The following is a 22176-nucleotide window of genomic DNA, read 5'->3' as shown; positions in this document are numbered from 1 at the left end:
TCAGCCAGCGGGAGCGCCGCAACCTCCGCCGATGCTGTTGAGCCCGGCTTGCTGAGCCTGGGGTGGGGCTCGGTGATCCGTCAGCTCGCGGCCGGGCTCGGGATCACGCTCGACAAGATCCCCGAAGACAACGCCACGGCCGTCGTCGTCAGGCAGGTAACCCGCCTCCGCGAGGACTTGTGCCCGGATTGGTCCAGCCGGCCGAGCCCGGCATATGCAGCTTGTTCGACACACCTCGTGTCACTGGCAAAGGGCTGTACGCTTCATCCATCCGACAATCCAACCGAGGTTAAGGACCAAGGGATGAAGTCACGTTTCACCGTCGCCGCACTGCTCGCAGCCGCAGGTGCCGCTGGGGCCATCATGGCCGCACCGCTGGCGTCGGCTGAACCCACCACGAACTGCACGCAGGCGGGCAACGTCGTTTCCGGTACCAGCACTGTCTGCCAGAGCCCGGGCAACGCCCAGATCACCAGCTCGCCCGGTCAGCTCGGGGAGACCCAGTGGGGCATGTGGCCGTGGGGTGGAGGCATGTGGGTTCTCTGACCCCGGCATGAAGGCCTCGATCAAGGTTCTGGCACCGCCGCTGACAGCCGTCGCGTTGTCGGCGGCGGTGTTCCTTTCTCCGGCCGCGACCGCACAGCCGCAGTGCGGGAACGTGTCGCCGCAGACCACTCGGTGCACCACCAGCGGGGGCAGCAACCAGATCGTCACGACGCCGCCGGCCATGGGGCAACCCACCTGGCCCGGCTTCATGTATCGCTACTGGGACTACCCGAACTACGTCGTGCAGTTCCCATAAAAATGCCTGGTCAACGGGTTTTTTGAGGCGTAGCATCGACTCATCGATCGGAGCGATCATGAGTAGGTCAACACTAGTCTTCACCCCGCCGCTGACAGCCCTGGTGCTGTCGGCGGCGGTTCTGTTTTCCCCGGCGGCACTCGCCGCGCCGGACTGCACCAATGTCTCGCCGCAGACCACCCGGTGCAGCACCAACGGCAGCACCTCCATCTACACCTCGCCACCGCCACTGGACTACGGCTGGCCGGGCTGGGGCTACGGCTGGGGTTATGGCTGGGGCGGATCCGGCTTGATCATCGGGTTCGGGTAGTTCGTCACGGAGATTTCGGCTAACCTAACTTTCTGATTCGTTGACGCGGACAGAGAGTTGGGGCATTGAGCCAGGCCACCAAGACGCCACTGCAATCCGGGTTCGTGCTGCTCGGGCCGGCGTTTGTTGCTGCCATCGCCTACGTCGACCCCGGCAACGTGGCCGCCAATGTCAGCGCCGGAGCGCAGTTCGGCTTCCTGCTGGTCTGGGTGATCCTGCTGGCCAACGTGATGGCCGGGCTGGTGCAATACCTGTCGGCCAAGCTCGGCCTGGTGACCGGGCGCTCGCTTCCCGAAGCCATCGCCGACCACACCCGCAGGCCCACCCGCATCGCGTACTGGCTACAGGCCGAATTGGTGGCCATGGCAACCGATCTCGCCGAAGTGGTGGGTGGAGCCATCGCCCTGTACCTGCTGTTCGACCTGCCGCTGCTGGTGGGCGGCATCATCACCGGCGCCGTGTCGCTGGGTCTGCTATTGATACAGGACCGTCGCGGACAGCGCATGTTCGAACGGGTCATCACGGGCCTACTGCTGGTCATCGCCATCGGATTCATCACCAGCTTGCTGGTGCAACCGCCGTCGGTGGCCGAGGTGGCTCCGGGGTTGATCCCCCGATTCGACGGGGCCGAGAGCGTGCTGCTGGCCACCGCGATGCTGGGTGCGACGGTCATGCCGCACGCCGTCTACCTTCATTCCGGGCTGGCCCGGGATCGCCACGGCAATCCCGCCGCCGGGGCACCCCGGCGCCGACTGCTGCGCATCACCAAGTGGGATGTCACCCTGGCCATGCTGGTCGCCGGCGCGGTGAACCTGTCGATGCTGCTGGTGGCAGCCACCCATCTGCAGGGCCGTGAGAACACCGATTCCATCGAAGGCGCACACGCGGCGGTCCAGGACACGCTGGGCCCGACGATCGCACTGTTCTTCGCGATCGGCCTGCTGGCGTCGGGGTTGGCGTCGACGTCGGTGGGCGCCTACGCCGGCGCCATGATCATGCAGGGCTTGCTGAAGGTGTCCGTCCCTATTCTCGTGCGTCGGCTGGTGACCTTGATCCCTGCGCTGATCATCCTCGGGGTGGGTTTCGACCCCAGCCGCGCGCTGGTGTTGTCGCAGGTGGTGCTGTCCTTCGGTATCCCGTTCGCGTTGATCCCTCTGGTGCGGCTCACCAGCTCGCGCACCTTGATGGGCGCCGATGTGAACCAGCGGCTGACCACTGTTCTGGGCTGGGCGGTGGCCGCACTGATTAGTCTGTTGAACGTGGTGTTGATCTATCTGACGGTGACGGGCTGAGCTTGGCGGTGCGTCATCTCTACTTCGCGTACGGGTCGAACCTGTGCGTGCAGCAAATGGCGCGCCGGTGCCCTGATGCCGTGTCGCCGCGGCTGGCCACCCTCGCCGATCACGACTGGTTGATCAACGAACGTGGTGTCGCCACCATCGAACCGTTTGCCGGATCCCAAGTGCACGGCGTCATCTGGGACGTGTCGGATCGCGATCTCGCCACACTGGACAGCGCCGAAGGTGTGCCGGTCCGCTACCGGCGCAACCGGATGACGGTCGATACCGAGGCCGGACCGACCACGGTGTGGGTGTACGTCGATCACCGGGTCGAACCCGGCGCGCCACGGCCGGGCTATCTCGAGCGGATCATCGACGGCGCACGACAGCACGGCCTTCCCGAGCGATGGCTCGAGTTCCTGCGGCGCTGGGATCCGGTGCACTGGCCTCGCCAACTGGGTCCCGCGTCTCCGGATGCACCCACGTCACTGTCGGCGCTGCTCGCCCAACCCGGAGTGCGCGAGACCAGCACCCTGCGGTCGACGTTCGGCTTCATGGCGATTCACGGCGGTGGACTCGAGCGGATGACCGACGTCATCGCCGAACGTGCGGCCGATGCCGCCGGCGCGTCGGTATACGTGGTGCATCACCCCGACCACTACCCACACCATCTCGCGTCGGCGAAGTACGTTCCGGCGGAGTCGACACGGCTGCGCGCATTCCTGGACCACGTCGACTCGGTCATCTCGGTGCACGGTTACGGCCGGCTCGGACGCAGCACACACCTGCTCGCCGGCGGTGGTAACCGAACACTGGCCGGCCATGTCGCCCGGCACGTCGACGTTCCCGGCTACCAACTGATCACCGACCTCGACGACATTCCCGGTGAGTTGCGTGGACTGCACCCCGACAACCCCGTCAACGTGCCTGTTCGCGGCGGCGTACAACTGGAACTCTCGCCTCGCGTGCGTGGAATCAGCCCGCGTAGCGCCATGCCCGGGGACGACGGGCTCTGCCCCGCCACCTCCGCGTTGGTCCAGGGGCTGGCCGAGGCCGCCCGGAGCTGGCGCTGACCTTCCGGCCACCTGCTGTTCACGTTCTGTTCGACGCCCAGCTTTCTTGTTGGTCAATGCCAGCCAATTCGGTTGGTGGACAACTAGAGTGAGTCCATCTCGGCTATTGGAAGGTTGTAACGCGTTGCCTCGGAACTCACACACCCCGTCCGTCGACAGTCGGTCCCTGGATATCGCCAAAGGTGTCCTGGTGGCATTCCGCGGGTGTACCCCTGACGAAGCTTTCACCGAACTGGCAGCCGTCTCCAAGCAGAACGGGCTCGGCACCCTGGCGCTGGCCCGCGCGCTCGTACAACTCGCCGAAGGTTCACTCGGCCTGGTCACCGGACCCGCGGCCGAGGCCGCCGCGCAGACCTGGGGGCATCTGGTCGACAGAGCCCGGGGCACTGCCAGCGTCGTCTGAACCAGCCCTGGCCGCTCTCGACGAACCACCGGAAAATCTGACGTGACCCATCCGGTGGGCCGCCAACTCCGAATACCAGATGTGCGGTTCAACGAGACGAGCAAACGGTCAGTCGTGCTCACCGGCAGCGGTGCGGCGGGGATGGAATCCGCCGCCCCGGCGCTGTATCGCACCCGTGTCACCCACCTGCGCCGCGCACCGGTGCACCACTATTTCGAGCACAAGAGCTACAGCTGGTATATCGACATCGACGAACCGCCCCGATTGCCGCGGGCGTTGCGGCCCTTCGCCCGATTCGAGGCCGGCGATCACTTCGAGGCGCCGGCGGAGGGCCCGGACACGTTGCGCCGGCGTGTGGAGACCTTCCTTGCTCGCCATGACGTCCATCTGCCCGGAGGCCGCATCACCGCGCTGATGAACGCCCGAGTGCTCGGCTACGTGTTCAACCCGCTGAGCCTGTTCTGGTGTCACGACGCCACCGGCGAGGTGCGCGCTGTCATCGCCGAGGTACACAACACCTACGGCGACCGGCACGCCTACCTGTTGCCGCCTGATCAGGGTCAGCCGGCGGTGGTGCCCAAGCGGCTCTACGTATCTCCCTTCAATGACGTCGACGGGCACTACCTGGTTCGGGCACCGCGCCCGGAGCAGGATCTCGACGTCACGATCTCCCTGCACCGCGACAATCACCCGGCATTCATCGCGACCCTGCGCGGCAGCAGGCGCAAGGCCAGCACCGGCAACGTGGCCGGGTTACAGATCACCGCACCACTGGCTCCGCTGATGGGTGCGTTGAGTATCCGGGTACAGGGCATCACGTTGTGGCTGCGCCGCGTGCCTGTGGTGCCGCGCCCGCAAGGCTGCCCCGTCACCCCCGCGCGTGTCCTCGAATCCGAGGAGGTTCACCAGTTGTGAGCGGGACACCTACCTTCGGTGGCGGCTGACATGACGGCTCTCGCCTTGCCGCCCGTTAGGCTCATGCACGTGACGGACCTCGACGCGCTGTTACGCCAGGTGGCGCGACGCGACGCCGACGCGTTCGCAGCGTTCTACGACACCACCCGCGCACGGGTGTACGGCCTGGTCACCAGGGTTCTCCGCGATCCCGGGTACAGCGAGGAAACCACCCAGGACGTGTACTTGCAGGTGTGGCGCTCAGCCGAGAATTTCGACCCCGCCGCCGGCTCGGCCCTGTCGTGGTTGATGACCTTGGCGCATCGACGCGCCGTCGACCGGGTGCGTTCCGAGCAGGCGGCGACGCTGCGTGAATCCCGCTACGGCGCGGCCAACGTCGAACCGGCCAGCGACCACGTCAGCGACGCGGTGATCCTGAGCGAGGAACGCCAGCAGGTGGTCGCCTGCCTCGACGGGCTCACCGACCTGCAGCGCCAATGCATTCAAATGGCGTATTACGACGGACTGACGTATGTGCAGGTCTCCGAACGACTTTCGGCGAACCTGGCCACCGTCAAATCTCGGATGCGCGACGCGCTGCGTGGCCTGCGCAACTGCTTGGGGCTGCGATGACCAGGCCGATCGACGACGACGTGATGGATCTCGCGGTGCCCTACGCGCTGCACGCGCTCAGCGAGGACGAACGCACCAACGTCGAGGCAAGGGTGGCGCAGTCCGGTGAGGCGCAGGCGTTCTACGACGAGGTGCGTGCCATCCGTGAGGCCATGGCCACGCTCTCGGCCGCCACCGCCATCGATCCCCCTGACTCGTTGCGCGCCGCGGTGCTCTCGGCGGCCGCCTCCGACGGGGTACGGACATTGCCGCAACGCCGCAACTGGCGTCAGATTGCCCTGGCGGCGGCCGCGGTGGTGGTCATCGGCCTCGGCGCACTGGGTGTCGGCATGGCGCTGCGCCCTGCAGCTGCGCCGTCGCCAGCGGAGCAGATCTTCGCCGCTCCGGACGTGCGCACGGTGTCGGGCGAACTGCCCGCAGGCGGCCAGGCCACGCTGGTGTTCTCGCGTGAACGCGATGCGGCCTACCTGGTGATGAACAACGTGCCGCCCCCCTCGGCGGGCACGGTGTATCAGATGTGGTTGCTGCGTGACGGCCAGGCGGTGCCGGCGGGCACCATGGATTCAGCGGCGGTCACCCCGTCCACCACTGCGGTGGTGCCCGATATCGGGGACTCGACGGCGCTGGCGTTCACCGTCGAACCTCCGGGTGGCTCCCAGCAACCCACGAGCGAACCGTTCGCGAGCCTGCCCCTCACCTGACCGTGGCGGCCGCCACCTCCGCCAGCACGTCGTTGATGTCGTGGGCGCGCCGCCAGGCCCGGCGTTGTCGCATGGCGCCGTTGCCGTCCTGCAGCACCCGGCCCACCTCTGCGACGACGTACTCGTAGTCACCGGCGGCTTCCAGCGCCGGGCGCAGCTCTTCGACGAACGCGTGCAGAAGCGACGGCATCAGGCCTTCGGCACCGTCGCGGGCGCATCGCCAATAGGTGGCGTGCAGAAGGTGATCCGGCACGGCGCGGTCGAGATCGGGGCGGTTCAGCACGGTCATCACCGCGCCGCGGGCCAACGTGGCCAGCAGGGTGGCGTCGGCCGCGGTGGCGCAGACGTCCGAAACCCGGATCTCCACAGTGGGGAACTTCGCCGACGGGCGGGCGTCCCAGTACACCATGCCGTCATCGAGAATCGCTCCCGCGCTCTGCATTTCGGCGATGGCGTCGTCATACTCGGCCGCCGACTGCAGGTGCGGCGGTGGGCCGGCACTCGGCCAGCGGGCCCACAGGATGCTGCGCCAGCTCGCATAGCCGGTGTCGGTGTTGCGGTAGATCGCGGAATTGGCGCTCACCGCCAGCAGCAGCGGCAGCCACGGCCGCAACCGCGTGCAGACCCGGACCGCGGCGTCACGATCAGGCACCGCGACGTGGACGTGGCACCCGCTGATGCCCTGCTCGTGGGCGATCATGCCGAACTCCTCGGCGATGCGGTGGTAGCGGGGCTTGTCGGTGATCGGGAACTCGTGCGGCACGGTGGGAGGCAGGGCCACGGCCAACAGGCGGGCGTTTGCCTTCTCAGCGGCTTCGGCGGTGAGCCGCCGCAATCTGGTGACCTCCGCGAACACGTCGTCGCGGTTGTGGAGAACACCTGTGGCGGTCTCCACCTGGCAGGTGGTGAGCTCCATCTGCAGTTCCACGTCCTGCTCGGCGGCGTGACGGGCGACTTCGGAGTTCTTCGCCACAGGCGCCCCGGTATCCGGATCCGCCAGCAGGAACTCTTCCTCGACGCCGATGGTCGGCGGGTCACCGAATGCAGTGGTCATCGCGGCGGAATACACCAATGCCGGTGCGGTCAAACGCCGCGCGCGTAGCATCACAGCCGATGAGCCAGAACTTCCGCTTCGGCGTGGGTGTCAACCGGGTGCATTCACGGACCGCGCTGATCGAAAATGCCAGGCGTTTCGAGGATCTCGGCTACGACGTTTTCATCGTGCCCGACCATCTGGGAGCCATCGCGCCGTTCCCGGCGCTGGCAGCGGCCGCGGCGGTGACGTCGACCATCCGGCTGGGTACCAACGTTCTCAACGCGGGGTTCTACAAACCGGCGCTGTTGGCCCGCGACGCGGTCGATGTGGACCTGATCAGCGACGGCCGGCTCGAACTGGGGCTCGGCGCCGGGTACGTCCGCGAGGAGTTCGAAGCCGCTGAGCTGCCCTACCCGAGTGCAGGCCAGCGGGTCACCCACCTCGAACACGTCGTGGGATACCTACTTGAGCACCACCCGGCGATACCCCTGCTGGTGGCCGGCAACGGGGACCGGGTGCTCACGCTCGCGGCGCGGCAGGCGCAGATCGTGGGGCTGACGGGCTCCGACGTGGGCAGGGGCGTCGACGATCCGCTTGCCGAGCGCGTCGACTTCGTGCGGACCGCGGCAGGTGACCGCTTCGACCAACTCGAGCTGAACCTGACCATCACAGCGTCCCCCGAGGACGACTCCGGCAAGCCCGATCTGTCGCTCACCCGGCGTTACGCGCCGAATGCCACCGACGAGGAGCTACTGGCCATGCCCGGAGTGCTGTCGGGCACCCCACGTGACATGGCCGACCAGCTGTGCCGGTTGCGCGATGACTACGGCATTCCGTACTTCACCGTGATGTCGCGCCAAGCCGACCAATTCGCGAAAGTCATAGCAGAACTGCGCTGACACCCACGGTTTACCTGTGGTTCACCGTGGGTAAAGCGCAGTCCATGTTCACGCAGCGGATCACGAAGGCCCTCGCGTGGGTCCGGGGATATCCCGCCGGGACCGTACCGCGCGGCCATGTTCCCCTCATCGCACTGTGCGGCGGCTCCTCGAACGGCCACGCACGGCGTCCTTGAGCTTCTCGCCGGCCGTCCGGACGCTGACGTTGAGCCGGTCCGCCCTGCCCTCAGCCTGAAGGCGGCGGTTTCCGGTTGCTTTGCCCACCTTTTCCTTTGCCATGCCGGCGAGCTTGTCGACCTTGATCCATGCCTTGTCTGCGGTACTCATGGCTTCAGAGTTACCGACGATGCGGCGGCTGAAACACCCCACGGCGCCGAGTACACTCCCACCGTCGCCCCCGTAGCTCAGGGGATAGAGCACGGCTCTCCTAAAGCCGGTGTCGCAGGTTCGAATCCTGCCGGGGGCACTAGTTCGATGCGCACGGCTCGCTCGGCTGGTAGCCGCACGATTCAGGACGACGCAAACTCTTGGCAGGTCAGGGTGGTGCCGCCATCCTGAATCCATCGTGAAGTTCCTGCTGCTGACGCTGATTGCGCACCACCCCGACCCGACCACCGGGCAGAAGCGCAGCGCTGCGGCGAGGCTGCGTGAGGTGGTCGAGGCGGCAGTGCTGGCCGAGGAGCTGGGGTTCGACGGGTTCGCCGTCGGCGAGCGCCATGAGGATCCGTTCATCTCGTCGTCTCCCCCGGTGCTGTTGAGTCATATCGCGGCCAGGACATCGACGATCGCGCTGTTCACGGCGGTGACGACGTTGAGCCTGCTGGACCCGGTGCGCGCCTTCGAGGATTACTCCACGCTGGACAACCTGTCCGACGGCCGGCTCGAGCTGATCATCGGCAAGGGCAACGGTGCCGCCCAGGCCGAGCTGTTCCACGTCACCACGGACGACCAGTGGGACCGCAACCGCGAGGGCTACGAGCTGTTCCGCCGACTCTGGGCCGACGAGCACGTCACCTGGTCGGGTCGGTTCCGTCCCGAACTCAACGACGCCAAGGCACTACCCCGGCCGCTGCAACCGAAAATCCGGATCTGGCACGGCAGCGCCACCAGCATCGACTCCGTCGACCTCGCCGCTCGGCACGGTGACCCGATCTTCTCCGCCAACGTCACCAATCCCATCGAGCCGTACGCCGAGCTGATCCGGCATTACCGCGACCGCTGGGAGTTCTACGGCCACCGGCCCGATGACGCGCTCGTCGGCGCCGGCACCGCAGGCTTTCACGTGGCGTCCACCTCCCAGCAGGCCATCGACGAGTTCCGGCCCACCTTCGAGACCCGGCTGGACTTCCAGCGCCGGGTCGGGCTACCGATCGTGTTCGAGACCATCGAGGACTTCATCGACCGCAGCTCGGCGCTGATCGGCTCACCCGAACAGGTCGTCGACAAGGTGGGCCGCTACCACCAGCAGTTCGGTCACGAGGTGATCCATCTGAGCGCCGACACCGACGGTGTGACGGCCGTCCAGAAACGCCGCAGCCTCGAACTCTTCCAATCCGCCGTCGCACCCGTGCTGCGCGCGCAGATTCCGAGCAGACCGCTTGTCGCGCAATCAGAAAGGACATCCATCTCATGACCGACTGGAACGAGTGGCACCGGGAGCGGGAACGTTACTACGGCGATCCCTTGGGTTGGGTCAGCATCACCGGGCTGTACTGGCTCTCGGAGGACTTCGAGACCATCGCCGATCTGCCAGGCAGGTGGCGAGCTGACGCGGACGCGGTGTACATCGAGGGCATCGAGGGAACGCAGCGGCTCGAGCCCGCCGAGGGTGCGCCGGGTCTGCTCGTCGAGGACGGGGACCGCCGCATCGAGGTGATCCGCCGTACCGGTTCGGTGGCGCTCCGGGTACATGACCCGAAATCCCCGCATCTGCAGTCCTACACCGGCATCCCCACCTATGCGCCCGATGACCGGTGGCGCGTCGGCGCCACGTTCACCCCGTACGAGAAGCCCGTCACCGTGACCACCGGTGCGGTGGTGGAGGGGCTCGAACACCACCACACCGCAGTCGGCACCATCGACTTCGAGATCGACGGGGCCGCACAGCAATTGGTTGCGTTCGGTAAGGCGGCCACGGGTCTGCAGGTGCTGTTCACCGACGCCACCAGTGGGGTGACGACGTACCCGGCGGCGCGGTCCTTGTCGATCGACGCACCGGACGACGGCGGCGCGGTGATCCTGGACTTCAACCGCGCGGCCAACCTGCCGTGTGCGTTCACCGACTACGCGACCTGCCCGGTGGCGCCGGCCCAGAACCGGTTGCCCGTGGCCGTCGAGGCGGGCGAGAAGACACCGCGATGAGCCGGGTGCCGTTGTCGGTCCTGGACCTCTCGCCGATCAGCGAGGGCTCCACGGCGCGGCAAGCCCTGCGCAACACTGTCGACCTGGCCCGCCATGCCGAGCAGTGGGGATACCGCCGCTACTGGGTGGCCGAGCACCATTTCGTGGCGGTGGCCAGCGCGTCGCCTGCTGTGCTGGTCGGCCTGATCGCAGCCGCCACCAACAGCATCCGGGTGGGCTCGGCGGCCGTCCAGGTGGGTCATCACACCGCCGCGGCGGTGGTGGAGGCATTCGGCACCATCGACGCCCTGCACCCGGGCCGTATCGATCTGGGGTTGGGCCGCTCGGGGCAGCGTCGCGCAGAAGCGTTGCGCGGCAGGGAGGAACCGGCCACCCAGGAAGCGAGAACCATTGAGGGCATCCCGTTTCCCGCACCGTTTCGCACCACGGAGCTCATCAAGTCCGAACGGTTCGCCGCCATCGGATCGGTGCTGCAACAAGGCGCCGACATCCCTGATTTCGACACCCAGCTCGACGACATCCTCGCTCTGCTCGGCGGGACCTTCCGCACCAAGGAACTGCACCTGTCCGCGACCCCGGGCGAGGGTGCCGACGTCCAGGTGTGGCTGTTCGGCAGCAGCGGCGGCCAGAGCGCGCAGACCGCCGGGGCACGCGGGTTGCCGTTCGTGGCCAACTATCACGTGAGCCCCGGAACCACCCTCGATGCCGTGGCGGCCTACCGCCGGGCTTTCCGGCCCTCCGCGGTCCTCGGCGCACCGTACGTGGTGGTCTCCGCAGATGTCGTGGTTGCCGAAACAGGTTCGGCAGCAGAATATCTGGCCAAGCCGTTCCCGCAGTGGGTACACAGCATCCGCAGTGGCCGCGGCGCCATCCCCTACCCGGACCCCAACACCGTCGAGGCCCTCACACCCGAGCAGACCGCGCTGGTACAGGACCGGATCACCACCCAGTTCGTCGGCACTGCCGACACGGTGGCCGACAAGCTGGATCGGTTGCAGCGCGCGACGGGCGCCGACGAGTTGGTGGTGACCACCATGACCCACGACCACCGGAACCGCCTTCGGTCCTTCGAACTACTGGCAAAAGAATGGGGCCCGACATGACCGCCACCGACACACCCACCGCCACCGTGATCAGCGGGACCAGCCCTCTGGCCGACGGCTTCCGCAGCCGGTTCTTCAGCGCCGAGGACTATCAACGGTTTCATGCCCGCGCCGCGAGGTACGACTCCGAAAACACCTTCTTCGCCGAAGATTTCGCCGAACTGCTGGACGCCGGCTACCTCAAGGCGTCGCTGCCGGAACAACTCGGCGGCCACGGGCTGTCACTCGAGGAGTTGACCAACGAGCAACGGCACCTCGCGTACTGGGCGCCGGCCACCGCACTCGCGGTCAACATGCACCTGTACTGGGGCGCCTCGGCCGCCAAAGCCGCCGAGCGCGGTGTGGCCGACGTCGGCTGGCTGCTCGACAGCATCGCCGCCGGGCAGGTGTTCGCCGCGGGACACGGCGAACACGGCAATGACGTCGGCCTCGACGACGCGCAGGTGCGCGCGGTTCCGCAACCGGACGGTTCCTACCGCATCACCGGTCGCAAGGTGTTCACCTCGTTGTCGCCGGTGTGGCACCAGATCGGGGTGCATGCGCGCGACGACTCCGATCCCGCCAATCCCAAGATCGTGCACACTTTCGTCGATCGTGACGATCCCGGTGTCCGCATCGAGGAGACGTGGAATGCCCTCGGTGTGCGGGCCACCGCCAGCCACGACACGGTCTTCGACAACGCTCACGCCGACGCGCACAAGACAGTGGCGGTGCATCCGGTCGGGCCCGACTACCCCGATTACGTTCTGCTGCTGCTGGCCTCGTACCTTCCGTTGCTGTCCAGTGTGTATTTCGGCATTGCCCGCCGCGCCCTCGACCTCGCGATCCAGGGCGCCCAGACCCGGACCTCGCTGCGGGCCGACGTAGCGCGGCACGCTCAGAAGCCCGCGGTGCAGCGGCAGATCGCCCAGGCCGAGATCAAACTGGAGGCGGTGTCGGCCTTCCTGACTTCGACCACCCACTACGACGAAGGACCATGGCCGTTCTTGCGCTCCCTGGCGGCCAAGGAGTTCGCCACCACCACCGCGCGCGAAGTGGTGGACATCGCGGTCCAGGTGGTGGGTGCGGCTTCTGTGTCGAAACGCCATGAGCTGGAACGACTTTTCCGCGACGTGCGCACCGGGTCGCTGCACCCGCCGAACACCGACGCGGTGTTGGAGGTCATCGGCGCGGCTGCATTAAGCTCACTGTGATGGAGACATGGGATGCCATCCGAGCGCGGCGCAACGTCCGGACCTACCGGCCCGATCCGATTTCGGACGCCGACCTCGACCGCATTGCCGAAGCGGGGTGGCGGGCACCGTCGGCGCGCAATCAGCAGCACTGGGACTTCGTGATCGTCACCGACCGTGAGCAGCTGCAGCGACTCTCGACGGTGTGGCAGGGCGCCAAGCACATCGCGTCGGCGCCGGCGGCGATCGCGCTGGTGATCCCCGAGCCCACGGATGAACGCAGCAAGCTCATCGACCGGTACGACCTGGGCCAGGCGACACTGGCCATGACCATTGCCGCCACGGACCTCGGCATCGGCACCGGCCACTCCTCGGTGGGCGAGCAGGAACTCGCCCGCGACATCCTCGGGGTGCCGGAGGGCTACCTGGTGGCCTTCCTCCTCGGTATCGGATATCCCGCCGACCGTCCGCTGAAGCCGATTCTCAACCCGGACCGGCGGCCATTCGACGAGGTGGTACATCGCGGCCGCTGGTAGGCCGTTGCCGGGGAGGCGGACAATGGTGGCATGCATCCCACCGACCCCTGTCCGTGCGGCAGCGGCGAACCTTTCGGTTCCTGCTGCCAGGCTATTCACCACGGCGAGCTCCCAGAGACCGCCGAGCAGCTGATGCGCTCGCGGTACAGCGCGTACGCCGTGGGCAACATGGACTACATCTGGCAGACCTGGCACCCGACCACCCGGCCCGTGGTGTCGATGCCCGACGCGGTACTGCCGTGGGTCAAGCTGGAGATCGTCGACACCGTGGGCGGCGGGCCCGGCGACGACGAAGGCGTGGTGGAGTACAAGGCGCACTACCGCGACGGTGAAGGGACCTCGGCACTGCACGAGCGCTCCCGGTTCAGTCGCAGAGCGGGCCGCTGGTTCTACGTCGAGGGCGACCTCTACGAGTAGTCAGGCGCCGATCCGCAAACGTTGCGGCACCACACCGCCGAACCGCTCGCGCAGCGTGGTTTCGGCGTAGGCACTACGGAACAGGCCGCGGTCACGCAGGATCGGGACCACTTCGTCGACGAAGATCTCCAACCCGTCGGGGAACACATCGGGCATCAGGTTGAACCCGTCGGCGGCACCGGCCAGGAACCAGCGTTCGATGGTGTCGGCGACATCCTCCGGGGAGCCGACGATCACCCGATGACCGGCGCCGCTGAATTCGCGCACCGCCTCCCGCAGGGTCAGATCGCGGCTTTCGATGAGCCGCACCACCGATTCCCGAAAGCCAAGGGAGGCAACGAAATTGGTGGGGTCGGCCACCGCACCCAGCAGGTGCTTGGGCACCGGTGCATCCAGTGGGTGACCGGTCAGGTCCTCTCCCAGCACCTGCGAGAGCCGTTCCAGGTCATGGCCTTCCGGCAACAGCGCGTTCTGTTCGTCGTAGCGCCGCTGCGCCTCGGCGCGGGTGCTGCCGATCGTGGTGATCAACCCCGGCAGGATCTTCACCGCGTCGCGGCTGCGACCGTGGGCCACCGCGACGTCCTTGACGTAACGGTAGTGGTCGATACCGGCGCCCAGATCGAGTTCGGCGGAGAACACCGCATCCGCCGACCGGCCCGCGAGGTCGCGGCCCTGCGGTGAACCACCGGCCTGAACCAGCAGGGGGTGCCCCTGCGCCGACCCACCCTGCGGCAATGTGCCTTGCACGGTGAAGAATTCGCCGCGATGATCGATGCCGCGGCCACCGAAGGCCGCGTCACGCCACAGCGCCTGCACCACGTCGACGAATTCGGCGGCCCGCCGGTACCGGACGGCACGGTCGGGGTAGTCGGCGAGGCCGAAGTTGCCGCCGGCGGCCGGTGAATACGTGGTCACGACGTTCCACGCCAGCCGCCCGCCGCTGAGCTGGTCCAGCGACAGCAGACGATGCGCGAGCTCCACCGGATCGTTGAACGTCGACGACAGCGTGCCGATCAGCCCCAGGTGCTCGGTTTCGGCGGCGATGGACGCCAGGATCACGCTGGGCTCCAGCGCCTGCGACGGGCGCAGCGCCGGATGTTCACGCAGCGCCGGACCGTCGGCCAGGAACAGCGCGTCCAGGGTCCCCCGCTCGGCCAGGTGCGCCATCCGCACGTAGTAGCCCGGATCGGCGAACGCGGTCGGCGCCTCGGTGGTGCGTTGCCACGAGCGGGTGTGGATTCCGAGGTTGAGGACGTTGACGTTCAGAATCACGTGCCGGGTCACAACCGACCTCCCGGATTGACGGCGCCGCTGAAGGCGAGTGGTTTGGTGGACAGATCGGGCTCCAACGGAACGGCTGTCCCCAGGCGCTGCCGCAGTGTGCCCCGGCGATCGGTGCCGATGAGGCCCCGCTGGTGCGCGACAGGCAGGATTTCGTCGAGCACCCGGTCCAGTTCATGGACGCCGACGCGCGCGAGGATCCCGGCGACGGGCGCGCTGAGCCCGCTCAGCGCCTCGGTGAGCCGTTCGGCGCCGCGCACCCGTACCACGGCCGGAACCTCGGGCAGCGGGTCGCCGTGGTCGATCACCACGAGGTCCGCGCCAACGACGCCGGGACCGGCCCACACCGGGAGGTCGCCCTGTACCGAACCGGGGACGTTCATGGGCCCGGAGATCCGGTAGGTGTTGCGCACATCGGCGCGGCGAATCTGGCTGGTGTCGGCGAACACCCCTGTCTCGTGGTCGGCGATCACCGACGACAGCGGCCACGTCCGCCACAGCGCGCGTACCGCCGCGACCGCGTCGGTGGTGTGCGCCGGGTCGAGCGATCGCTGAGTCCAGCTGTCCTGCAGGGCGTTCAAGGCGATACGGCGATCGGCCTCCAGGGCCAGCCACCCGGCCCGGCCCTGCGCCGCGTGATCGACCGACAGCAGTCGGCGCGCGAGGTTGTAGGGGTGGTCCCGATGCGCGGCGGCGGCCACCACCACACCGAGTTCACGGCTGTGCCGGGCCGCGATGGTGGCGATCACCGTCGGGTCGAGGTTCACCGAGTGCACCGGTTCGTCGCGTCCGGCGCCGATCACCCAGTAGGAAACCCCCGCGGCATCGAGCCTGCGGGCCAGCTCCGCCGGGGCGCGGGCACCGATTCCGTCACCGACGATCTCGATGCCGAAGGATGGAGACGACATCTGCTCGACGGTACGTCCGGATCTGCCGCAGCCAATCGTTGCGATCACCGAAAGCCGAAGTCGCCGAGTCAGTTAAGCCAGCGGTTCACAGTCGGCTTAAAACTCCTAAAGTCAGGAACTGTTCCCCACTCACCGGCACGCGGATACCTTGCCGCAGGTGTTCAGATTCGCGTTGCGACGCATCGGCCAGTCGATCGTGGTGATCGTCCTCGCCTACACCGCGGTATTTTTTGTGCTCAACGTGCTGCCGGGTGATCCCATCGAGACGCAGATCTCCAATCCGGAGAACCCGATCTCCGACGACGAGGCGCAGGCATTGCGTGACTACTACCGCCTCAGCGACCCGGTGATCGAGCAGTTCGGCATCTCCGTCCAGCGCCTGTTCCAGGGTGATCTCGGCTATTCACTCAACAGCGGCCAGGAGGTGTCGCGCCTGCTCGCACACGCCTTGCCGTCGACACTCGCGCTGGCCGGTGTGGCGTTCCTGTTGGCCGCCGCGCTGGGCTTCGTGATCGCGCTCACCGCGGTGTTCGCCCCGTGGCCCGCGGCCAGGGAGATCGCCAGGTCCATTCCGCCGGCGTTCCTGTCGATACCGGTATTCGTCACCGGCCTCATTGCGCTGCAACTGTTCTCGTTCAGCCTGGGCTGGGTGTCGGCTGTGGAAGATCAGGGACTCAGTTCCACGGTACTGGCGGCACTGCCGCTGGCGCTGCCAGTGGCCGCACCGATAGCCCAGGTGCTGATCCAGGGCCTGAGCAACGCCTCGGAGCAACCGTATGTCGAGGTGCTACGCGCCAAAGGCCTCGGTGAGGACCGGGTGATCTTCGGGCACCTGCTCAAGAACGGCTCCATTCCCACCGTGACCATCGTCGCGATCACCGTCGGCGAGTTGCTGGCCGGCTCGGTGATCACCGAGACCATCTTCAACCGCACCGGCATCGGTTATCTCACCGAAACCGCCGTGCGCAACCAGGACACCCCGATCATCCAGGCCGTCGTGATCACCGTCTCGGTGACCTTCGTGGTGATCAACCTGCTGGTGGACCTGGTCTATCCGTTGATCGACCCCCGCATCGAACGCCTCGTTCGCCAACCCCAGGCGGTGCCCGCATGACTGTCGTCGAAGCCCTCCCCCGGCTGAGTCTGCCCCGGTTCTCCCGGCGGCTCTCGATCAGCTGGTGGGACATCCCACCCCTGGTGTTCTTGCTGCTCGTGGCGGCCATGATCGTCGCACCCGGGCTGATCGCGCCCTACGACCCACTACAGGAGAATCCCGGCGACGCGCTCGCCGGGCCCAGCCTGGCCCATCCGTTCGGCACCGACTACATCGGCCGGGACCTGCTGAGCCGGGTGGTGGCGGGCACCGCGGCCACGATCGCGGGCTCGTTCATCGCCGTGGTGATCGGCCTGGTGGTGGGCACCGCGCTGGGGCTGGTGGCCGCTTACTTCGGGCGCGCCACCGACAGCATCATCAGCCGCATCGTCGATGTACTGCTGTCCATCCCGACGCTGCTGCTGAGCATCACGATCATCGTGGCACTGGGCTTCGGAACGGTGAATGCGGCCATCGCCGTGGGGGTTTCGTCCATCGCGGTGTTCGCCCGGCTGGCCCGGTCAGAGGTGCTGGCCACCCGCAATCTGCCGTTCGTCGAAGCCAGCGAGCACCTGGGCGCCGGGCACCTGACGCTGTTGTTCCGCCACGTGCTGCCCAACTCGTATTCCGCGGTGCTGGCGCTGGCGGCGCTGCAGTTCGGTACCGCGATCCTGGCGATCGCCTCCCTGAGTTTCCTCGGCTACGGGGCGCAACCTCCCGAACCCGAATGGGGACTGCTGATCTCGGAGGCACGCAACTACATCAACTCCAATCCCGGCTTGGTGTTCTTCCCCTCCCTGGCCATCGTGCTCACCGTGATGAGCCTGTCCCGGCTCGCACACCTCATCCGAAAGAAGGTCGGCTGACATGAGTTCACTGCTGTCGGTATCCCAGCTCACCGTGCAGTACCACCGCGGCCCGGTGGTGGATGAAGTGTCGTTCGACGTGAACGCCGGCGAAGTCGTGGCGGTGGTCGGGCAATCCGGTTCCGGCAAGTCCACCATCGCCCGCGCCGTGCAGGGACTGCTGCCGCACAACGGGCGCGTCACCTCCGGGGAGATCATCCTGGACGGCCGCCCCGTCACCGCGCTCTCGCAGCGGGAATGGCGTCAACTGCGCGGAACCACAGTCGGTTTCGTGCCGCAGGATCCACTCGGTTCACTGGACCCCTTGAAGAAGGTGGGCCATCAGATCGCCGAGGTGCTGGTGGTGCACGACCTCGCCTCCCGCTCCCAGGCGCGCACCCGCGCCATCGAACTGCTGGCACAGGTCGGTATCCCGGATCCGGCGCGCCGCGTCGACGCCTACCCCCACCAACTCTCCGGCGGACAACTGCAGCGGGTGCTGATCGCCATCGCGATCGCCGGGGACCCGAAGCTGCTGATCGCCGATGAACCGACCTCGGCACTCGACGTCACAGTGCAGCAGCGCATCCTCGAACTGCTCGACGAATTGCGCGCCGAGCGTGGTCTCGGCATCGTCTTCATCACCCATGACCTGGCACTGGCCGAACACCACAGCGACAAGGTGGTGGTGCTGCGTGACGGCCAGGTCCGTGAAACCGGAATCACCGCAGCTGTTTTGGGCGACCCTCAGGACGACTACACCCGTCAGCTGATCTCGGATGCCCCCGCGCTGTCACCGGACAAGTACCACCGGGTCTCCCCTGCCGCGGACACCGAGCCGATCCTGCAGGTGCGTGGCCTGGTGAAGCGATTCGGTGTGACGGCGGCGCTGGACGCGGTGTCCTTCGAGGTGCACACCGGCACCATTCACGCGCTGGTCGGTGAATCCGGATCCGGTAAGACGACGGCGGCCCGGGTGCTGGCGGGGCTCAGCGGTTTCGACGACGGTGAGGTGCGCGTCGACGGTGTGACCCGCCGGGCCGGCACCCGGTTCGGTGCCGCCGAGCAGCGGGCCCAGGCGCGGGTACTGCAGATGGTCCACCAGAACCCCCTGGCCGCACTCGATCCGCGCTTCACCGTCGAGGAAGCCGTCGGAGAACCGCTTCGGATCAACCGGATCGGTTCGCGGGCAGAACGACGTGTACGTGTGGCCGAGGCGCTCGACCGGGTGGGATTGCCCGCGACACTGCTGGGCCGGACACCGCGGGAGGTGTCCGGCGGGCAGCGGCAACGGGTGGTGCTGGCCCGGGCCCTGGTGTTGCGACCACCGGTCCTGGTGCTCGACGAGCCGACCTCCGCACTGGATGTCACCGTGCAGGCACAGGTGGTGGACCTGCTGGTCGAACTCCAGCGGGAGCTTTCTCTGACGTATCTGTTCATCTCCCACGACCTGAGCCTGGTCCGCCAGATCGCCGACGAGGTGAGTGTGCTCGAGCATGGCCGGCTGGTCGAAAGTGGGCCGGTGGCACAGGTTTTCGCCTCACCTACCCAGGCCTACACACAACGGCTGCTCGAGGCGGTCCCCGGATCCCTGGTACGGGCAGCATGAAGTACCTCATCACCGTGCTGGTGGCCGCGCTGCTCGCCGGCTGCACCGCTGACCGACTCGAACCGGCCGACGCCGGCGCGCCCCGGGGTGGCAACCTGGTGTACCTGGACGCCGAGGCCCCGGCCTCGCTGCAGATCCAGGTCAGTTACTGGCAGAACAGCCTGCTCAAAGACCAGATGCTGGACCGGCTGGTCTACCAGGATCCCACGACGTTCGAGTTCGTGCCGTGGATCGCGCAGAGTTGGACGGTCAACGATGCCGCCACCGAATACGAGTTCGTGATCCGCGACGGGGTGAGCTACAGCAACGGCCAACCGCTGGATGCCGAATCGGTGCGTCGTAATCTGCAGTGGCAGGCCGACGGCGACAAACCGAAGGGCATCACCCGCAACTCCTACTTCCCCAAGGTCAAGTCCATCACCGCAGACAACAGCACCCGCACCGTGAAGGTGTCGCTGAACGAGCCGTACGCACCGTTCATCGCCGTGCTGACGCTCAACACCGCGGGATTGGTGGCCGACGCGACCATCGAGGCCACCAAGGAAGAGCAGTCGGTGGTCACCAACCTGATCGGTTCGGGCCCGTTCTACGCCGAGTCCGAGATCCCGGACAAGAAGATCGTGCTGGCCAAACGCAAAGGCTATGACTGGGCGCCGGCGACGGCCCCGCATCAGGGTGAGGCATACCTCGACACCATCACCGTCATCCCGGTCACCGAGGACAGTGTTCGGGTGGGCGCGCTGCGGGCCGGCCAAGCCGATGCCATCCGCTACACCCAGCCGCCGGACGAACAACTGCTCACCGACGAGGGTTTCGACGTCCTCGGGTTACGCACGCCCGGGCTGGCCAACACCCTCGACGTCCGGCAGACCGCGCCGTACATGTCGGACATCAACGTACGCAAGGCAATCGGCTTCGGCATCGACCGCAACGAGATCCTCAGCACGCTCTACACCGACAACTGGAAACCGGCGCAGAACATCGTCACCAAGAACTTCCCCGGCTACACCGACCGCAGCGACGCGGTGCGCTATGACCACGACGCGGCGGTGCGCCACCTCGAGGCCGCCGGCTGGACGCAGTTCGACCAGGACGGCTACCGGGTCAAGGACGGCAAGCCGTTGTCGGCGTTGATCTACGTCGATGTCTATGACCACACCGCCAAACCCATGTACGAGCTGATCCAGCGCCAGCTGCGCCGCATCGGTATCCGTCTGGATATCCGGCAGACCGATTTCGCCAACTATCCGACCGCCAGCATCGAGGATTCGGTGGCCCTGCGGCGCAACGGATGGCCCACCGCCGACCCGGTGCGGCTGTGGCAGAACTACGGCAGCGAGTTCGGTGACCTGTATGCGCTCAACGGGTCCGACCCGAACATCGACCGGCTGCTGCAGGAGCAGATCACCGCGACCGATCCCGCGCAACGGCTGAAGGTGTTGCAGGAATACAACAACTACGTGATCGACAACGCCTACTCGATCCCCCTGCTCGAGGACACCCAGATCTTCGCCGTCGCGCCGCGGGTGCACGGTTTCGCCAACGCGGCGAACTCCGTACCGTGGTTCTACGGCGCGTGGATCGGTGAGGAACGGGACGCGACCGGAAGGGATTCCACCGCATGACATCGGTACTGGAGGGCACGGCAGTGGACACCGTTCTGCGCGAGATCGCGGCCGACTACCGTCGCCGCCTGCTCGAGGGCGGTACCGAGCCACCGCACCGCGGACTGGAACTGGTGCGCAGTCACCGCATCGGGGCGCTGCGGCTGGATCCCGGACTCGGCGGCGCCGGGTACACCGTGACGGAGTTCTTCGACTTCCTGATCAGCCTTGCCGCCGCAGACCCGGACCTCGCGCACATCCTGCGGGTGCACTTCGCGATCGTCGAAGATCTGCACCGCCTCCCCCGCCAGCCCGGCAGCGACCGCTGGCTCGCGGTGGTGGCGTCCGGCGGTCTGATCGGCGGCGCCAGTTCAGAGCTCAGCAGCCACCAGGTGGGAGGCCAGACCTACGACACCGCGTTGGCCGGCACCGGCAGCGGGTTACGGCTGCGCGGACGCAAGTTCTACAGCACCGGCGCGCAGTTCTCCGACTACCTGCGGATCACCGCCCAGGACGACGCGGGCGCGTCGGTGTCGGTGGTGATCCCGGTGGACCGGGCCGGTGTCATCCACGCCGATGACTGGGACGGCATCGGGCAACGTCACACCGGCAGTGGCACAACCATTCTCGACGACGTCGAGGTGTTCGACGGTGAGGTACTGCGGTTTCCCACCACCGTGGGCGTGGACCGCCGCCGTGGCGCCCTGCTGCAGCTGTACCTGCACACCATCGCCGCGGGCATCCTGCGTTCGCTGACCGCCGACGCCGCCGAACTCGTGCGCAACCGTGGCCGCACCTACACTTTCGCCGCTGCCGACACCCCACCGGCGGACCCGCAGCTGCTGGAGGTGGTCGGGGAGATCGACGCGGTGGCCTACACCGCGCAGGCACTGGTGCGCAGTGCCGCAGCCGAACTCGCTCCCGCGCTGGACGCTGCGCGCAGCACCGGACTGGTACCCGAGTTGGAGGTCGCCGCGTCGATCGCGGCCGCACGGGTCAAGGTCGCCATCGAGGAGCCGGCGCTGCGGGCCGCATCGCGCATCTTCGATGCCGGCGGCGCGTCCTCGACGCGCGCCTCGGCGCACCTGGACCGGCACTGGCGCAACCTGCGGACGTTGTTCTCGCACAACCCCACTGTGTACAAGGCGCGGGTGCTCGGCGATATCGCCGTCAACGGCGGGGCGCTGCCGGACTCCGGTTTCTTCTGATTCCGGCA

General features: G+C 67.3%; 25 protein-coding genes and 1 tRNA gene. 22 read left to right on the top strand and 4 right to left on the bottom strand.

Annotation, left to right across the window (positions count from 1 at the left end):
* Nucleotides 1–303 precede the first annotated feature (303 nt).
* From NL241_RS05350 to NL241_RS05310, 9 genes are all read left to right on the top strand, one after another.
* Complete coding sequence (locus NL241_RS05350; protein WP_487696181.1) at nt 304–546, top strand: hypothetical protein; 243 nt, start codon at nt 304–306, stop codon at nt 544–546.
* Nucleotides 547–553: 7 nt separating this feature from the next.
* On the top strand, nt 554–802 hold the full coding sequence (locus NL241_RS05345; protein ID WP_487696180.1) for a hypothetical protein: 249 nt from the start codon (nt 554–556) through the stop codon (nt 800–802).
* A 58-nt stretch (nt 803–860) separates the two neighbouring features.
* Complete coding sequence (locus NL241_RS05340) at nt 861–1112, top strand: hypothetical protein (RefSeq protein WP_487696179.1); 252 nt, start codon at nt 861–863, stop codon at nt 1110–1112.
* A gap of 65 nt (nt 1113–1177) precedes the next feature.
* Nucleotides 1178–2404: an Nramp family divalent metal transporter gene (locus NL241_RS05335; protein WP_487696178.1), complete on the top strand. Its 1227-nt coding sequence runs from the start codon at nt 1178–1180 to the stop codon at nt 2402–2404.
* 2 nt (nt 2405–2406) lie between these two features.
* Nucleotides 2407–3465: a poly-gamma-glutamate hydrolase family protein gene (locus NL241_RS05330; RefSeq protein ID WP_487696177.1), complete on the top strand. Its 1059-nt coding sequence runs from the start codon at nt 2407–2409 to the stop codon at nt 3463–3465.
* On the top strand, nt 3362–3868 hold the full coding sequence (locus NL241_RS05325) for an ANTAR domain-containing protein (protein ID WP_494396970.1): 507 nt from the start codon (nt 3362–3364) through the stop codon (nt 3866–3868). The genes NL241_RS05330 and NL241_RS05325 overlap by 104 nt, the downstream gene beginning before the upstream one ends.
* A 141-nt stretch (nt 3869–4009) precedes the next feature.
* A complete protein-coding gene (locus NL241_RS05320; protein ID WP_487696187.1) occupies nt 4010–4783 on the top strand; it encodes a DUF1365 domain-containing protein in 774 nt (257 codons plus the stop codon).
* Nucleotides 4784–4813: 30 nt separating this feature from the next.
* The gene (locus NL241_RS05315) at nt 4814–5395 is read left to right on the top strand and encodes a sigma-70 family RNA polymerase sigma factor (protein WP_487696175.1); all 582 of its coding nucleotides are present in this window, start codon (nt 4814–4816) and stop codon (nt 5393–5395) included.
* Entirely contained in the window at nt 5392–6096 is a 705-nt protein-coding gene (locus tag NL241_RS05310) for an anti-sigma factor (protein ID WP_494396969.1), read from the top strand. Before NL241_RS05315 ends, NL241_RS05310 begins: the two co-directional genes overlap by 4 nt.
* Here the strand turns inward: NL241_RS05310 and NL241_RS05305 are convergent.
* The gene (locus NL241_RS05305) at nt 6089–7150 is read right to left on the bottom strand and encodes a glutamate--cysteine ligase (RefSeq protein WP_494396968.1); all 1062 of its coding nucleotides are present in this window, start codon (nt 7148–7150) and stop codon (nt 6089–6091) included. The genes NL241_RS05310 and NL241_RS05305 overlap by 8 nt on opposite strands.
* A 59-nt stretch (nt 7151–7209) precedes the next feature.
* Between NL241_RS05305 and NL241_RS05300 the strand changes: the two genes are divergently transcribed.
* Nucleotides 7210–8031, top strand: coding sequence for a TIGR03621 family F420-dependent LLM class oxidoreductase (locus tag NL241_RS05300; protein ID WP_494396967.1), 822 nt, complete (start codon nt 7210–7212; stop codon nt 8029–8031).
* Nucleotides 8032–8157: 126 nt separating this feature from the next.
* Here the strand turns inward: NL241_RS05300 and NL241_RS05295 are convergent, their stop codons facing one another.
* Entirely contained in the window at nt 8158–8358 is a 201-nt protein-coding gene (locus tag NL241_RS05295) for a CsbD family protein (protein WP_487696171.1), read from the bottom strand.
* Nucleotides 8359–8424: 66 nt separating this feature from the next.
* Between NL241_RS05295 and NL241_RS05290 the strand changes: the two genes are divergently transcribed.
* The 7 genes from NL241_RS05290 to NL241_RS05260 all read left to right on the top strand — a co-directional run bounded on the left by NL241_RS05290 (nt 8425) and on the right by NL241_RS05260 (nt 13620).
* Nucleotides 8425–8497: transfer RNA gene (locus NL241_RS05290), tRNA-Arg, on the top strand.
* Nucleotides 8498–8596: 99 nt separating this feature from the next.
* Nucleotides 8597–9664, top strand: a complete 1068-nt coding sequence (locus NL241_RS05285) for an LLM class flavin-dependent oxidoreductase (protein WP_494396966.1) — start codon at nt 8597–8599, stop codon at nt 9662–9664.
* Nucleotides 9661–10392, top strand: coding sequence for a DUF1684 domain-containing protein (locus NL241_RS05280; protein WP_487696169.1), 732 nt, complete (start codon nt 9661–9663; stop codon nt 10390–10392). The genes NL241_RS05285 and NL241_RS05280 overlap by 4 nt, the downstream gene beginning before the upstream one ends.
* Entirely contained in the window at nt 10389–11495 is a 1107-nt protein-coding gene (locus tag NL241_RS05275; protein WP_494396965.1) for an LLM class flavin-dependent oxidoreductase, read from the top strand. Before NL241_RS05280 ends, NL241_RS05275 begins: the two co-directional genes overlap by 4 nt.
* Nucleotides 11492–12688 carry an acyl-CoA dehydrogenase family protein gene (locus NL241_RS05270; RefSeq protein ID WP_494396964.1) on the top strand — a complete coding sequence of 399 codons (1197 nt, stop codon included), beginning with the start codon at nt 11492–11494 and terminating at the stop codon, nt 12686–12688. The genes NL241_RS05275 and NL241_RS05270 overlap by 4 nt, the downstream gene beginning before the upstream one ends.
* On the top strand, nt 12688–13203 hold the full coding sequence (locus tag NL241_RS05265; protein WP_487696166.1) for a nitroreductase family protein: 516 nt from the start codon (nt 12688–12690) through the stop codon (nt 13201–13203). The genes NL241_RS05270 and NL241_RS05265 overlap by 1 nt, the downstream gene beginning before the upstream one ends.
* A gap of 30 nt (nt 13204–13233) precedes the next feature.
* On the top strand, nt 13234–13620 hold the full coding sequence (locus NL241_RS05260; RefSeq protein WP_487696165.1) for a YchJ family protein: 387 nt from the start codon (nt 13234–13236) through the stop codon (nt 13618–13620).
* On the opposite strand, the gene NL241_RS05255 is transcribed toward NL241_RS05260, so the two are convergent.
* Nucleotides 13621–14904 carry an NtaA/DmoA family FMN-dependent monooxygenase gene (locus NL241_RS05255; RefSeq protein WP_494396963.1) on the bottom strand — a complete coding sequence of 428 codons (1284 nt, stop codon included), beginning with the start codon at nt 14902–14904 and terminating at the stop codon, nt 13621–13623.
* Nucleotides 14901–15809 (bottom strand): LLM class oxidoreductase, encoded by a 909-nt coding sequence (locus NL241_RS05250; protein WP_494396962.1) that lies wholly within the window; start codon nt 15807–15809, stop codon nt 14901–14903. The genes NL241_RS05255 and NL241_RS05250 overlap by 4 nt, the downstream gene beginning before the upstream one ends.
* 157 nt (nt 15810–15966) lie before the next feature.
* Between NL241_RS05250 and NL241_RS05245 the strand changes: the two genes are divergently transcribed.
* The 5 genes from NL241_RS05245 to NL241_RS05225 are packed head-to-tail and all read left to right on the top strand — an operon-like array spanning nt 15967 to nt 22168.
* The gene (locus NL241_RS05245; RefSeq protein WP_487696162.1) at nt 15967–16923 is read left to right on the top strand and encodes an ABC transporter permease; all 957 of its coding nucleotides are present in this window, start codon (nt 15967–15969) and stop codon (nt 16921–16923) included.
* Nucleotides 16920–17768 (top strand): ABC transporter permease, encoded by an 849-nt coding sequence (locus NL241_RS05240; RefSeq protein ID WP_487696161.1) that lies wholly within the window; start codon nt 16920–16922, stop codon nt 17766–17768. Before NL241_RS05245 ends, NL241_RS05240 begins: the two co-directional genes overlap by 4 nt.
* 1 nt (nt 17769) lies before the next feature.
* A complete protein-coding gene (locus NL241_RS05235) occupies nt 17770–19356 on the top strand; it encodes a dipeptide ABC transporter ATP-binding protein (RefSeq protein ID WP_487696160.1) in 1587 nt (528 codons plus the stop codon).
* Nucleotides 19353–20981, top strand: coding sequence for an ABC transporter substrate-binding protein (locus NL241_RS05230; protein WP_494396961.1), 1629 nt, complete (start codon nt 19353–19355; stop codon nt 20979–20981). Before NL241_RS05235 ends, NL241_RS05230 begins: the two co-directional genes overlap by 4 nt.
* Nucleotides 20978–22168: an acyl-CoA dehydrogenase family protein gene (locus tag NL241_RS05225; protein WP_494396960.1), complete on the top strand. Its 1191-nt coding sequence runs from the start codon at nt 20978–20980 to the stop codon at nt 22166–22168. The genes NL241_RS05230 and NL241_RS05225 overlap by 4 nt, the downstream gene beginning before the upstream one ends.
* Nucleotides 22169–22176 lie beyond the last annotated feature (8 nt).

Source organism: Mycolicibacterium sp. SMGY-1XX (assembly GCF_059132455.1).
Note: the sequence above shows the minus strand (reverse complement) of the source record. Positions and strands in the feature narration are given on the sequence as shown.